Origin of the sequence: Burkholderia guangdongensis (assembly GCF_013403875.1) — a bacterium.
In the GTDB taxonomy this organism is placed as follows: Bacteria; Pseudomonadota; Gammaproteobacteria; order Burkholderiales; family Burkholderiaceae; genus Burkholderia; species Burkholderia guangdongensis.
Genome location: NZ_JACBNX010000017.1, coordinates 126407 through 140241 on the forward strand (window position 1 = coordinate 126407; position 13835 = coordinate 140241).

Sequence of the window (13835 nt, forward strand, 5' to 3'; positions counted from 1 at the left end):
GGGTTAAGAGATAGCATATTTATCATCCGTCGTTGCGGAAATATGATTCATCTCAACCGGCGCAGATCAGCACCGGACAGTCCGGCGAGGCGTCCCTACGCCGATGCCGCATCCCAATGCGAACGTGGACGACGATCATGAACATTCTTTCCCTGTTGAAGGCGGCGGTTCTCCCCACGGCCATGGCCACTCCCTCCACGGCGGCCGGCGCGGCGCCCGCGCCGAGCGCGCTCGCGCCTTCGGGGGCCCCGTACTCGCTGTTGTCGCGGGACGACACGGTGCTGCTGCTGGTCGACCATCAGGTCGGCTTGTTCACCGGCGTGCGCGACATCGATATCGGTCAGCTCAAGCACAACGTGGTGGCGTTGGCCAAAGCCGCGAAGACGCTCGGTATCCCGATCGTCGTCACCGCGACGGTGCCCGACGGCATGTGGGGTCCGATCATCCCGGAACTGACCGACGCACTTGCGGATGTCCCGGTGATCGCGCGGACCTCGATCAATGCCTGGGACGATGCGAATGTCCGGGCCGCCGTCGAAAAGACCGGTCGCAAGCAGATTCTGATCGCCGGCGTGTCGCTGGAGGTCTGCGCGACGTTCCCGGCGCTGACGCTCAAGGCCCTCGGCTACGACCCCCGTGTGGTGCTCGACGCGTCGGGGACGTTCAGCAACGACAAGCGCACGGTGGGGCTGCAGCGCCTCGCGGGCGTCGGCATCCCGGTGACCGACTACGCGACGGCGGGCGTGGAAATGCTGGACGGCAACGACGATCCGAAGGCGCCGCAGGTGTACGCCGATCTCGATATGGCGTTTGCCACCCTCGTGTGGCAGGTCAAGAACGTTGCAAGCAAGTGAGCGGCATCGTGCACGTGTCGTCTGTCGTCGCCGGTCGCGATCTGGCCATCGGCGAAGCGTTTCGGGCGAAGCACTTCGGCGAGCAATCGTTCGGCGGATCGATCGATCCCGTCGTCATGCTCGATCACTTTCACATGACCGGCCCGACCTTTGCCGCGCATCCGCACGCGGGGATGTCGGCGGTGACCTACGTGTTCGAGGACGCGACCGGACCGCACGTGAACCACGATTCGCTCGGCAATCACGGTCCCATTCATCCGGGCGCGCTGCATTGGCTCGCCGCCGGGCGCGGCGCGGTGCATACCGAACAGCCGGAGGGTGACGCGCAGCACGTTCACGCGTTGCAGATCTTCGTGAATCTGCCGGCCAGCAGGAAATTAGACGCGCCCTATGCGGTTCATGTCGAGCCGCACGACATTCCGGAGTTCCACGCGCCCGGCGTTCGGGTGCGCGTGGTGTCGGGCAGCAGCAATGGCGTGAGCGCGGCTCACACGGCGCGGCTGCCCGAACCGTTCACGTTGCTGGACGCGTTCCTGTCGCGTTCGTCCGCGTTCAGTCATCCGCTGCCGCGCGGCTGGAGCGGGATGATCTGCGTCGTCGCGGGCGCGTTGCGGATCGACGTCGAGGACGAAGTGCGGCAGCTGACGGCCGGGGAGGCCGTCGGTGTATCGCTGGACGACGGCGCGGCCGAGCGCACGGCAGCGATTCGATTCGCATCCGACGAGGGCTGCCACTTCGTCGTGCTTTCCGGTCCGGCGCTGCGCGAGCCGATCGCGAAGCACGGTCCGTTCGTGATGAACACCGTCGAGCAGCTCGAGGATCGGATCCGCGCGTTCCAGAACGGCGAGTTCGGACAAATCGCGGACAGATCGCGGACAGATCATGATGCCGCAACCCGCCGGGCAGTGATCCTTCGCGCGCGAGCGCGCGATGGCGGGCGGATTAATGGTGCCGGAAGCGCGTGTCCGGCCGGAACGGGCCGATGGCGGGCGTGCGCGATTTGTGCTTTACTTTTCGGCAGAATCAAAAAGCACCGACCGAAGCGAGCCCATCAAGCAGGCAGACGGTAGTGGTAGCAAAAGGCAGTAAAAGGCAGTAAAAGGCAGTAAAAGGCAGCACAAGGTTAGCGAAACGGGCCCGCGCCGATCTCGATCCCCGAAGGAGACAGTTCATGGCGATCAGCATCAGTCTGACGGTCAACGGCGCGACCGTGACTGCCGATATCGAACCTCACACCCTGCTTGTCCAGTTCCTGCGCGAACAGCTTCGGCTGACCGGCACTCACGTCGGCTGCGACACCGCGCAATGCGGCGCGTGCACGGTCCATCTGGACGGCCGCGCGGTCAAGGCGTGCAACGTGCTCGCCGTGCAGGCGGACGGCGCGAGCGTCACGACGATCGAAGGCCTGTCGCACGACGGCGAACTGCACCCGATGCAGGCGGCGTTCCGTGCATGCCACGGGCTGCAATGCGGCTTCTGCACGCCCGGCATGGTGATGAGCGCCAGCGCGCTCGCGATGCGGCAGCCCGATCTCACCGAAGCGGACGTGCGCGCGCAGCTCGACGGCAATCTGTGCCGCTGTACCGGGTATCACAACATCGTCAAGGCCGTGCTCGAAGGCGCCGCCGGCATGAAGGCCGGCGCGCATGCGAGCCCGGCAGCCGCCAAGGCAACCGCGTAAGGAGCCGACGATGAACGCACCCGACTCGCATCCGCTGATCGGCGCCTCGGTCCAGCGCAAGGAAGACTATCGCTTTCTGACCGGCAACGGCCAGTACACCGATGACGTCGTGCTGCCGCGGCAGACCTACGCGGTGTTTCTGCGCTCGCCGCATGCGCACGCGCGCATCAACCATGTCGATACCGGCGCCGCATTGAAATCGCCCGGCGTCGTCGCGATCTTCACCGGCGCCGATCTCGCCGCCGACAGCGTCGGTGGCCTGCCGTGCGGCTGGTTGATCCACAGCATCGACGGCACGCCGATGCGCGAGCCGCCGCACCCGGTGATCGCGCACGAGAAGGTGCGCCACGTCGGCGACCAGGTCGCGCTCGTGATCGCCGATTCGGCGAAGGCCGCGAAAGACGCCGCCGAGCTGATCGAAATCGAGTACGACGTGCTGCCCGCCGTCGTCGATACCGCGCATGCGGCCGACCCCGGGCAACCGGCCGTGCACGACGACGTGCCGGACAACGTCTGCTACACGTGGGGCCACGGCGACCCGGCCGCCACCGATGCCGCGTTCGCGAGCGCCGCGCACGTGACGACGCTCGACATCGTCAACAACCGTCTGATCCCGAATGCGATCGAGCCACGCGCGGTGAACGCGAGCTACTCGGCGCAGGACGACAGTTATACGGTCTACGTCGCGAACCAGAACCCGCACGTCGAGCGGCTGCTGATGGCCGCGTTCGTGCTCGGGCTGCCCGAATCGAAGCTGCGCGTGATCGCGCCGGACGTCGGCGGCGGCTTCGGCTCGAAGATCTTTCTGTATGCGGAGGACGTCGCGCTGACCTGGGCCGCGAAGAAGATCCGCCGTCCGGTCAAATGGACCGCCGAGCGTTCCGAGTCGTTCGTATCCGATGCGCACGGCCGCGATCACGTGACGAAGGCCGAGCTCGCGCTCGATGCGAACGGCAGGTTTCTCGGGATGCGCGTGCATACGACGGCGAACATGGGCGCGTATCTGTCGACGTTCGCGTCGAGCGTGCCGACGATCCTGTACGCGACGCTGCTGGCCGGTCAGTACACGACGCCCGCGATCTACGCGGAAGTGAAGGCGGTATTCACGAACACGGTGCCGGTCGACGCGTATCGCGGCGCGGGACGGCCCGAGGCGACCTACGTCGTCGAGCGGCTGGTCGAGACGGCGGCGCGCGAGATGAACATCGATCCGGCCGAGCTGCGCCGGCGCAACTTCATCCGCGGCTTCCCGTATGCGACGCCCGTCGGCCTGACGTACGACACCGGCGACTACGACACCTGCCTGTCGCGCGCGCTCGAACTGGCCGACGTGAAGGGCTTCGCGGCGCGCCGCGCGGCGTCGGAGCAGAACGGCAGGCGGCGCGGCCTCGGCTACTCGTGCTACATCGAGGCGTGCGGCCTCGCGCCGTCGAACATCGCGGGCGCGCTCGGCGCGCGCGCCGGCCTGTTCGAAGCCGGCGAGGTGCGCGTGCATCCGACCGGCTCGGTCACCGTGTTCACCGGCTCGCACAGTCATGGACAGGGGCACGAAACGACCTTCGCGCAGGTCGTCGCGGACCGGCTCGGCATCGCGCTCGAGAACGTCGAGATCGTGCACGGCGACACCGGCCGCATTCCGTTCGGGATGGGCACGTACGGCTCGCGCTCGATCGCGGTCGGCGGCTCGGCGATCGTGAAGGCGCTCGACAAGATCGAATCGAAGGCGAAGAAGATCGCCGCGCATCTGCTCGAGGCGTCGGCCGACGACATCGAGTTCAGGGACGGCGTGTTCCGCGTCGCGGGCACCGACCGCACGAAGACCTTCGCCGACGTGTCGCTCGCGGCGTACGTGCCGCACAACTATCCGCTCGACAAGCTCGAGCCGGGCCTCGACGAAAGCGCGTTCTACGATCCGGCCAACTTCACGTACCCGGCCGGTGCGTATATCTGCGAGATCGAGGTCGATCCGGACACCGGCGAATCCCGCATCGAGCGATTCACCGCCGTCGACGATTTCGGCAACGTGATCAATCCGATGATCGTCGAAGGCCAGGTGCACGGCGGCCTCGGGCAGGGCATCGGCCAGGCGCTGCTCGAGCGGTGCGTGTACGACAACGACAGCGGCCAGCTGTTGTCCGGCTCGTACATGGACTACGCGATGCCGCGCGCGTCCGATCTGCCGAGCTTCACCGTCGAGACCGCGAAGGGCACGCCGTGCACGCACAATCCGCTCGGCGTGAAGGGGTGCGGCGAGGCGGGTGCGATCGGCTCGCCGCCGGCCGTGATCAACGCGCTGATCGACGCGCTCGCGCCGCTCGGCGTGAAGGATCTGCAGATGCCCGCGACGCCGCATCGTGTATGGGCGGCCATTCAGGCCGCGAATCCGGCCTCGAATCCGGCCGTCCAGCAACCGTGAACGGAGCAGCCGACATGTACTCATTCGACTATCAGCGTGCGGCCGATCCGAAGGCGGCGGTCGCGGCCATCGGCGGCGATGCCGACGCGAAATTCCTCGCGGGCGGCCAGAGCCTGCTGCCGACGATGCGTCTGCGCCTCGCGCAGCCGTCGAAGCTCGTGGACGTCACGCGCATCGCCGCGCTGAAGGAAATTCGCATCGACGCGCAGACGGTGACGATCGGCGCGGCGGTCTGCCACGCGGACGTTGCCGAGCACGCCGATGTCCAGCGTCTGTTGCCGGGCCTCGCGAGCCTCGCGGGCCATATCGGCGACCGCCAGGTGCGTGCGCGCGGCACGATCGGCGGCTCGCTCGCGAACGACGATCCGGCGGCCTGCTACCCGGCCGCGGTACTCGGGCTCGGCGCAACGGTCGTCACCGACCGCCGGCGCATCGCGGCGGACGATTTCTTCGTCGGCATGTACGAAACCGCGCTGCAGCCAGACGAGCTGATCGTCGCGGTCGAGTTTCCGCTGGCCGAACGCTGCGCGTACGAGAAGCTCAACAACCCGGCGTCGCATTTCGCGCTGGTCGGCGTGTTCGTCGCGAAGCGGGCCGACGGCGTGCGCGTCGCGGTGACGGGGGCGGCGGCGTCGGTGTTTCGCGCGAGCGCGCTCGAAGCGGCGCTGAGCGCGAACTTCGCGCCGGAAGCGGCGCGCGCGGTCAGCATCGCGGCCGACGAACTGAACACGGACATGCATGCAAGCGCCGAATATCGCGCGCACCTGATCCCGGTGCTGGCCGCGCGCGCGGTCGCGAAAGCGAACGGCTAGCGGCGCGCGATGCAGCCCGCTTCGATCGACGACACCCTCGCGCAGCTTGCCGCGCAAGGCTATTACGCGAACCGCGAACTCGCGACCGCGCTGTTTCTCGCGTTGCGGATGGAGCGGCCGCTGTTCGTCGAAGGCGAGCCCGGCGTCGGCAAGACCGAACTCGCGAAGGCCGCGGCCGGCATGCTCGGCACGTCGCTGCTGCGGCTGCAATGCTACGAGGGGCTCGACACCGCGAGCGCGCTGTACGAGTGGGACTATCCGCGCCAGATCATGGCGCTGCGGCTGGCCGAAGCGGCCGGCGAGCGGCCGGACAACGACACGTTGTATCGCAGCGAGTTTCTGCTCAAGCGTCCGCTCCTGCAGGCGCTGCTGCCCGACGATCATCATCCGGGCGCGCGCCGCGTGCTGCTGATCGACGAGATCGACCGGGCCGACGAGCCGTTCGAGGCGTTCCTGCTCGAGCTGCTGTCGGATTTCCAGGTATCGATTCCCGAATATGGCACGGTGCGCGCGGACCATCCGCCGCTCGTCGTGATGACGTCGAACCGCACGCGCGAGGTGCACGATGCGCTGAAGCGCCGCTGCCTGTACCAATGGATCGGGTATCCGGATCGCGATCGCGAACTCGCGATCGTCGCGGCGCGCGCGCCCCAGACGAGCGCGGAGCTGCAGCGCCGCGCGGTCGATTTCGTGCACCGGCTGCGCGGCATCGATCTGTTCAAGGCGCCCGGGATCGCCGAGACGATCGACTGGTGCCGCGCGCTCGCCGCGTTGAGCGTGAGCGAGCTGGATCCGCAATCGGTGCAGGATACGCTCGGCGTGCTGCTGAAGTATCAGGACGATCTCGCGCGCGTCGACGCCGCGCAGATCGCGCAGTGCCTCGCGGCGCCGGGGTGACGCCGATGATCCGCGCTTCGGATGACGCTGGCGAGCCCGACACGCGGGCCGTTTTCGCGCACAACGTCGTGCATTTCGTGCGGTTGCTGCGCGGCGCCGGCTTGCCGATGTCGCCGGCGCAGGCGGTCGACGCGATCGCCGCGCTGCACTGGATCGATCTGACGCGCCGCGACGACGTGAAGGCCGCGCTCGCGACGCTGCTGGTGTCGGCGCCCGACGAGCGCGAGATTTTCGACGCCGCGTTCGACCTGTTCTGGCGCGATCCGGACTGGGAAGGCAAGCTGCGCGCGCTGCTGCTGCCGAAAGTGCGCAACGGCCTGCCGCCGCCGCCGCGCAACAATCGCCTTGCCGATGCGCTGGCGGCGCGGCGTCCGCCCGCGCGCGATGGGCACGATAGGCACGATGCGTCCGCCGCGCCCGATGCCGGCGCGCGCGAACCGCACGCGCACGTGACGTTCAGCGCCGAAGAACGCCTGCGCCACCGCGACTTCGATACGCTCACCGCCGACGAATGGCGCACGCTGCGCCACGTGATCCGCAGCCGGCGCCTGCCGCTCGCGACCGAGCCGACGCGCCGGCTGAAAGCCGCGTCGCACGGCACGCATGCCGACCTGCGCGCGAGCGCGCGCCATGCGGTGCGCTCGGGCGGCGACTGGACCGTGTGGAAATACCGCGCGGTGACGGAGCGCAAGCCGCCGCTCGTGCTGCTGCTCGACATCTCGGGCTCGATGAGCGCGTATTCGCGCGCGGTGCTGTATTTCTGCCACGCGCTGCTGCAGTCGCGCGAGCGGCTGCAGGTGTTCCTGTTCGGCACGCGGCTCACCCATGCGACGCGCGCGCTGCGCGAGCGCGATCCGGACGTCGCGATCGCCGCGCTCGCCGCGCAGGTGGTCGACTGGTCCGGCGGCACGCGCATCGGCGCCGCGCTCGCCGAGTTCAACCGGCGCTGGGCGCGGCGCGTGCTGAATGGCCGGGCGACCGTGCTGCTCGTCACCGATGGCCTCGATCACGAAGCGATCGACCTGCTCGACGCCGAAATGGCGCGGCTGCGGCGCTTCGCGCATCGCATCGTCTGGCTGAATCCGCTGCTGCGCTATCGCGGCTTCGCGCCGAAAGCGCGCGGCGTGCAGGCGATCCTGCCGCATGTCGACATGCATCAGTCCGTTCATAATCTCGATAGCCTTGCCGCGTTCGGCCGCGACCTCGCGCAACTGGCGCGCATGCCGCGAGTCCGTCACCGGGCCGAGATACCAGGAGGAGCCGCTCGATGGAACTGACCGAAAGCTACACGCTGCCCGTCTCGCAGCAGCAGGCGTGGGAAGCACTGAACGACACGGCGATCCTGCATGCATCGATTCCCGGCTGCGAAAGCATCGAGCCGGACGGCGACAACGCGTATCGGGTGTCGCTGCGCGCGGTGGTCGGGCCGGTCAAGGCGCAATTCAAGGGACGCATGATGCTGACCGACATCGACGCGCCGCACACCTACACGATCGTGTTCGAGGGGCAGGGCGTCGCCGCCGGGTTCGGCAAGGGCTCGGCCAAGGTGATGCTCGAACCCGACGGCGAAACGGCGACGACGCTGACGTACGGCGCGACCGCGCAAGTCGGCGGCAAGCTCGCGCAGATCGGCTCGCGGCTCGTCGACAGCGCCGCGCGCAAGATGGCGAACGAATTCTTCCGCCGCTTCACCGAGCGGCTCGCCGGCGAGAGCGGAGCGGCCGGCTAGGTGCGGCCGGCCAGGTGCGGCTGGCCAGGCGTGGCCGGCCGGGTGCGGCTGGCGTGGATCTCGACGTGCTGACATCCAGCGCCCGCCGATCGTGACGTCAGAACAAGTGCCGAATGCCGGCCCCGACACCGACGGTCGTGCCCGCGACCCCGAACAGCGCACCGTTCGTCGACAGCCCGGTGTTCATTTTTCCATGGTTGTTGACCACGCCGAGCTGGCTGTAGAGCGCCGTGGCCTTCGACAGGTTGTAGGTCAGGCCGGTGGTTGCCATGATCGAATGATTGTTCGTGTCGTTGCCGTCGCTGGTGTACCAGGCACCCGCATCGACGTTCACCGTGGGTGTGAATCGATAGCTCACCCCGCCGCCATAGACACGGTTGTCGAACGAGCCCGCCACCTTCAGATTGATGAATACCGCCTTCACGGTCAGGTCGCCGAATTGATAGCTGGCGCCGATCGTGCGGCCGGTGAACGGTACCGTGCTCGGAATGGGCGTCGTCGCGGCCGTGCCGCCCGAGTTGCCGCTGTACAACGCGGTGCTGACCAGCAACGGCCCATACGTGTAGTTCACGCTAGCCGAATACTGGCGTCCCGCCTGGAAATTGCCGGCGATGCCGCCGAGCGCGAGCAGCGCGCTACCCTGAAAGCCGGCGATCGTCGGGCTCGTGTATGAAATCGCATTCGAGTTGAAGGCCCCTGTGACGAATACGCTGCCGGTATAGATCGGCACGCCGCTGCCGTAGTACGACGCACCGCGCGCGTCGGTGGCGATCAGCGACAGCACGAACGGCGACAACTGCACACCCGCCTTGACGGTGCCGAAGTCGCTTGCGAGGCCGACCCACGCCTGACGGCCGAAGAGGTTTCCGTTCGAATTGCCGAGGCTGCCGTTCGTCAGGTTGATGCCGCCTTCGAGCGCGAAAATCGCCTTCATCCCGCCGCCCAGATCTTCGGTGCCTTTCAATCCGAACAGTGAAGGCGTCAGGCCGCCGGTGATCAACGAGAATTGATGGCCGGCATTTTGTCCGGTCGCCGGGTTGCGCGTCTTGCTCGTATAGAGGATGCCGCTGTCGACGACACCGTAGAGCGTGACGTTGCTTTGCGCGTGGGCGGACAATCCGAAGCTTTCCAGAAGCACGCCGGCGAGGATGGGAAGTCTGTTGAGGAAACGGCTGCGCATAATAAGTAATCCTGATCGTGACGGGTGGTGCGGGGAAAAGAGCAATCCGATGTGCGTGCGATGGCTCGCGTTGCTACGATCGACCTGCTCGCCGAACAACGTACATGCGCCGGTTACGTCCGGGTGCGTTCCATCTCCGATCGCGCCGCGGCATCGGCATCATGTTCCAGTATCCATCGCACTTCCTTCATCCACGTGCCCATCGTCGCATCGCGTTCGCGCGGATCGCTGAAGTCCGTGCGATAAAACTGGCCGGCTTGCCGGGCGACGGCCTGAACCCGGGCGGTACGCTCATGCCGCAGGCGTTCATAGCTGGCGAGGCGATCGGAGAGGTTGTCGGGGGTGGCGCCCTGGAGCACGATGCCCAGCGTGTAAGCATCTTCGATCGCCTGACCGGCGCCCTGGCCCAGATGCGGCACCATCGGGTGGGCGGCATCGCCCATCAGCGTCACATGCCCGCGCGTCCAGTGCGACAGCGGCGGGCGGTCGTAAATGCCCCAGACATAGGTTTCGTTCAGGGCGGCGATCGTTTCGCCAACCCGGCTGTCCCAGCCGCGATATTCGGCCGCAAGCGCGGCGAGATCGCCCAGCGCGGACCACGATTCCGCGGAGTCCCGATCCGTCGGCACGAAGGCCACGATGTTGATCATCGTGCCCGCGGACACGGGGTAGCAAAGGAAGCTGCGTCCGGCTCCCATCCACAGGTACAGGCCTTCCGCGCCCTTGGCCCAGGAAAGCTTTTCGACGGGCACCATGCCGCGATAGGCCATCACGCCCTCGCTGGTGGCCGGCGTATCGAGGCCGAGCCGTTGACGCACCACGGATCGAATGCCATCGGCGCCGATCACGAGATCGCAGGTCGCGCTCGCACCGTTCTCGAACGTGAGCGTGATGCCGTTTTCGTCTTCGATCAGGTCGGCGCACCGATGGCTCAACCGAAAGCTGTTCGGTGACAGGGCGCGAGACAGGATGTCGAGAAATTCCGCCCGATGAACGTTATAGCCCCGCCCGGCGTCCGAGAGCGGCACGTCGCCGTGCGGTTCGCCGGTGTCGATCGTTTCGCCCGTCGTGCTCATCAACCTGACGCCGGCGGTCGGGGAGCCGATCTCCCGCAACGCGTCACCCAAACCCAGCTTGTCGAGGAGCCGTGTCGCATTCGGGTGAAGCGTCACGCCCGCGCCGATTTCCCTGAACTGGTCGGCCTGTTCGTAGATACCAATCTCGTGTCCGGAATCCCGCAGGGCGGCAGCCGTTACCAGCCCGGCGATGCCGCCGCCCACGATTGCAATTTTCAGTTTGTCTGTCATGTCATACCTCATCTATCGTTACCGCCGACGCGCGATGCGCCCGGCGCGTCTGAAAGCGAAACGCGTCGTTCAGTCATGCTGAATGTGTGGAGCGTCAGTGTTCGAACCGGATGACCGGCTTGATGGTTTCCCCGCGCGCGGCATCGGAGAACGCTTTGTCGATGTCCGCCGGTTCGTAGAAGCGAATCAGCCTGTCGAACGGGAAGACGCCATCGCGATAGAACTCGATCAACCGGGGGATGAAGTCTTGAGGCGTGGCATCTCCCTGGACGATGCCCTGCAGGCTTTGCCCGGCACTCAGGCGGGACGCATCGAGCACCGCGCCCGCCGCGGGATTGAAGGCGACGAAACCAAATTTCCCCATGATCGCGAGTGCAGCCAGACCCGCTTCGAGACTTTCCTTCCGGCCGCTCGTATCGAGGACGAAATCCACGCCGCGCGGTGAAATCGCCCGGATCACGGCGGCGGCATCCGCGTTGCTCGCATTGATGGTGTGATCGGCGCCCAGCGCTTGCGCAAGTTGCAGTCTTTCGTCGTTCACGTCGATGGCAATGATCGTTCCGGCGCGCGCGATCTTGCTCGCCATGATCGCCGCGAGCCCGACGGCGCCGACGCCGAAGATCGCGATGGACGCGCGCTGCGGAACATCGAGTGTATGAAGCACGGCAGCGGCACCGGTTTGAAAGCCGCATCCAAGCGGGGCGAGCATCGCGAGCGGCAGATCGTTGGGCACTTTCACGACATTGCGTTCGTTGGCCAGGCTGAACGTGGCGAACGATGACTGGCCGAAAAAGCGACCACGGATGGGCGTTCCGTTCGAGTCCGCGAGCCCCGTCGTGCCGTCGGCTCGTGTGCCCGCGAAGTTCATCAGGAAAAGATGGTCGCAGTACGCGGGATGCCCGGTATCGCATGCGGCGCAATGGCCGCATGAATTGAACGACAGCACCACATGGTCGCCAGGCACGACGGACGTGACCGCGCTGCCGACGCGTTCGACCACGCCCGCTCCCTCGTGACCGAGGACGGCCGGCAATTCGATGGGCATCAACTGATCGCGGAAATGCGAGTCGGTCTGGCAGACGCCGCATGCGACCATCTTGATGAGAACTTCGTCAGGACGTGGATCGTCGAGCACCAGATTCTCGAGGGTGAAGGCGCCATGCGGTTCTCGAAGCACAGCGGCTGATGTTAAGGTCACCATATCAATATCCTTTCAGGTTGAAGCGGGCCCGATCCAGATGGGCGGCGCTTGCGGAGAGGTGTCGGTGCCTATAACGTACATGTGTACGGTTTAATGAATCAGTGGGAGAAACCCTATGGTTGTTATTATGTGACGGTGCATATGGTAAAGTGAACGACCGTACGGTTTAACGGTGGGCGGGTTCTCGTGCCGGCTCGAATTGTGCAAGGACGCGTGAATGAAAGAGTCTGGAAAAACCGATGGCGATTCGTCCCGGACGGGACGATTGCGAAGAGAGCAACAGCGCTCGATTGACACCCGAAGCGCGATCATGGATGCCGCGCTTGCCGAGTTCGCGGAGAAAGGTTTTGCTGCCGCGAGCATCAGAGAGATTGCGGCGAGGGTGGGGCTTCCTCACACCACGGTCACGCATCACTACCGGAGCAAGGATTTGCTTTGGCAGGCCGTTGCCGAAGATCTCTTTGCCACGATCCGCGGCGTGTGGGAACGCGACAACGATGCGTCAAGGACGCTGGGGGTATTTGACCGACTGATGAGCGAGTATGTCGGGTTCCTGAAATTCACCCTCGAGCACCCGCTGTTCCATCAATTTCTTGCGCAGGAAAAGTGGCCCGGGAATCCGCGGCTGCCGTGGCTCGCCGAGCATATATTGGCGCCGCTGCTGGAGCACCTGCTTCCGGAGATTCGGGTCGCGCAAAAGGAAGGGTGTCTTCCGGCTGGAAATCCGATCCTGCTCCACTACGTGTTTTTGGCGCTGATGTCCGTGCCGTCCATATTTGGCGCGGAGATGGAGTTTACCGCGGGGATGAAGAGCAGCAACCCGCTCGTGGTGTCGGAGTATCTCGCGCTCGTGAAGTCGATTTTCCCTGGGAAATACCCATCCGGGAACGATGACGCGAGCGCGGGTGCGGTTGTTGCGTGGGCAGGTTCAGGAGGTTGAACGTGCCGATGTGCGCGGCTTTTTTTCGTCGGGACTGCGCTGCGCGTGCTGTGCTTGCGCATCGTCGTGCCGGTCGGGTGTCCGCCTGTTGAAAATGAGGTTCTCGACCGTTTGCCAATAGGTGTCGACCACGGTGGGATCGGACGACGACACGTTGGCGGTCGCCATCATCTCCGGTCCGAAACCGGAAAGGGTCGACGTCAGACTGATCATCAGATAGTGGAGAATGACGGGGTCCACTTTCGGCAGCACGCCTTCGTCCTGCGCTTCCCGAATCTGCGGCAGCAACCAGGTGATCAGCGGTTTCAGCACGGTGTCGGCAAGCCACTGAAGCCTTGGGCTGTATCCGAGGAACTCCTGAAGCATGAAGCGATGGAACTCGGGATAGTCGACCGTGAACCGGAACAACGCGCTGTACACCAGCCTGACGCGTTCGGCGGCGCTCGGGTGCGCGTCTTCGGAGAGGTACACGTCCCACTCGTGCTGAATGCCTTCGAAAGCATGCTCGGCCACCGCTTGCCAGAGAATGTCTTTCGACCGGAAATGGTACGTGATGAGCGCGTGCGGCAGTCCGACACGCTCCGCAATGCGGCGGATGCTGGCCGCCTCGAAGCCCTTCGCCGCGAACTCCGATAGCGCGGCGTTCAGAATGGTGGCGCGCGTTTCCTGCGCGCGCTGCTGTTCCGCGCGCATGAGTTCCGCGGGTCGTCCTTTCCTGGCGGGTTTCTGTCCGGATACCGTACGTTGTGTCATGTGATTTCCGACTATCCAAGCGGCCCGCGTCGCGAGCGGGAACGAAGTAAAACTGTCCAAAAGTA

At 65.8% G+C, this 13835-nt stretch carries 12 protein-coding genes and 1 pseudogene; 9 read left to right on the forward strand and 4 right to left on the reverse strand.

Features of this window, described 5'->3' with window-relative positions:
• Positions 1 to 137 precede the first annotated feature (137 nt).
• The 8 genes and pseudogenes from HZI36_RS17535 to HZI36_RS17570 form a co-directional block, all read left to right on the forward strand.
• Positions 138 to 854, forward strand: coding sequence for an isochorismatase family protein (locus tag HZI36_RS17535; RefSeq protein WP_246327117.1), 717 nt, complete (start codon positions 138 to 140; stop codon positions 852 to 854).
• Between the two features lie 14 nt (positions 855 to 868).
• Entirely contained in the window at positions 869 to 1924 is a 1056-nt protein-coding gene (locus HZI36_RS17540; RefSeq protein ID WP_343050269.1) for a pirin family protein, read from the forward strand.
• A 101-nt stretch (positions 1925 to 2025) separates the two neighbouring features.
• The gene (locus HZI36_RS17545) at positions 2026 to 2535 is read left to right on the forward strand and encodes a (2Fe-2S)-binding protein (protein WP_179403926.1); all 510 of its coding nucleotides are present in this window, start codon (positions 2026 to 2028) and stop codon (positions 2533 to 2535) included.
• 10 nt (positions 2536 to 2545) lie between these two features.
• On the forward strand, positions 2546 to 4951 hold the full coding sequence (locus tag HZI36_RS17550; RefSeq protein WP_179403927.1) for a xanthine dehydrogenase family protein molybdopterin-binding subunit: 2406 nt from the start codon (positions 2546 to 2548) through the stop codon (positions 4949 to 4951).
• Between the two features lie 14 nt (positions 4952 to 4965).
• Positions 4966 to 5763, forward strand: coding sequence for an FAD binding domain-containing protein (locus HZI36_RS17555; RefSeq protein WP_179403928.1), 798 nt, complete (start codon positions 4966 to 4968; stop codon positions 5761 to 5763).
• Positions 5764 to 5772: 9 nt separating this feature from the next.
• Positions 5773 to 6660: an AAA family ATPase gene (locus HZI36_RS17560; protein ID WP_179403929.1), complete on the forward strand. Its 888-nt coding sequence runs from the start codon at positions 5773 to 5775 to the stop codon at positions 6658 to 6660.
• A gap of 5 nt (positions 6661 to 6665) precedes the next feature.
• Entirely contained in the window at positions 6666 to 7937 is a 1272-nt protein-coding gene (locus tag HZI36_RS17565) for a vWA domain-containing protein (RefSeq protein WP_179403930.1), read from the forward strand.
• Positions 7928 to 8383 (forward strand): annotated as a pseudogene (locus HZI36_RS17570) (SRPBCC family protein); the annotation flags it as partial. The gene HZI36_RS17565 and the pseudogene HZI36_RS17570, both read left to right, overlap by 10 nt.
• A 103-nt stretch (positions 8384 to 8486) precedes the next feature.
• On the opposite strand, the gene HZI36_RS17575 reads toward HZI36_RS17570, so the two are convergent.
• From HZI36_RS17575 to HZI36_RS17585, 3 genes are all read right to left on the reverse strand, one after another.
• Positions 8487 to 9569 carry a porin gene (locus tag HZI36_RS17575; RefSeq protein ID WP_179403932.1) on the reverse strand — a complete coding sequence of 361 codons (1083 nt, stop codon included), beginning with the start codon at positions 9567 to 9569 and terminating at the stop codon, positions 8487 to 8489.
• Between the two features lie 113 nt (positions 9570 to 9682).
• On the reverse strand, positions 9683 to 10876 hold the full coding sequence (locus HZI36_RS17580; RefSeq protein WP_179403933.1) for an FAD-dependent monooxygenase: 1194 nt from the start codon (positions 10874 to 10876) through the stop codon (positions 9683 to 9685).
• A 94-nt stretch (positions 10877 to 10970) separates the two neighbouring features.
• Complete coding sequence (locus HZI36_RS17585; RefSeq protein WP_179403934.1) at positions 10971 to 12077, reverse strand: NAD(P)-dependent alcohol dehydrogenase; 1107 nt, start codon at positions 12075 to 12077, stop codon at positions 10971 to 10973.
• A 217-nt stretch (positions 12078 to 12294) separates the two neighbouring features.
• Here HZI36_RS17585 and HZI36_RS17590 point away from each other — a divergent pair, with 217 nt between their 5' ends.
• On the forward strand, positions 12295 to 13017 hold the full coding sequence (locus tag HZI36_RS17590) for a TetR/AcrR family transcriptional regulator (RefSeq protein ID WP_179403935.1): 723 nt from the start codon (positions 12295 to 12297) through the stop codon (positions 13015 to 13017).
• Here HZI36_RS17590 and HZI36_RS17595 read toward each other — a convergent pair.
• Positions 13006 to 13770, reverse strand: a complete 765-nt coding sequence (locus tag HZI36_RS17595) for a TetR/AcrR family transcriptional regulator (RefSeq protein ID WP_179403936.1) — start codon at positions 13768 to 13770, stop codon at positions 13006 to 13008. The genes HZI36_RS17590 and HZI36_RS17595 overlap by 12 nt on opposite strands.
• Between the last annotated feature and the right edge of the window lie 65 nt (positions 13771 to 13835).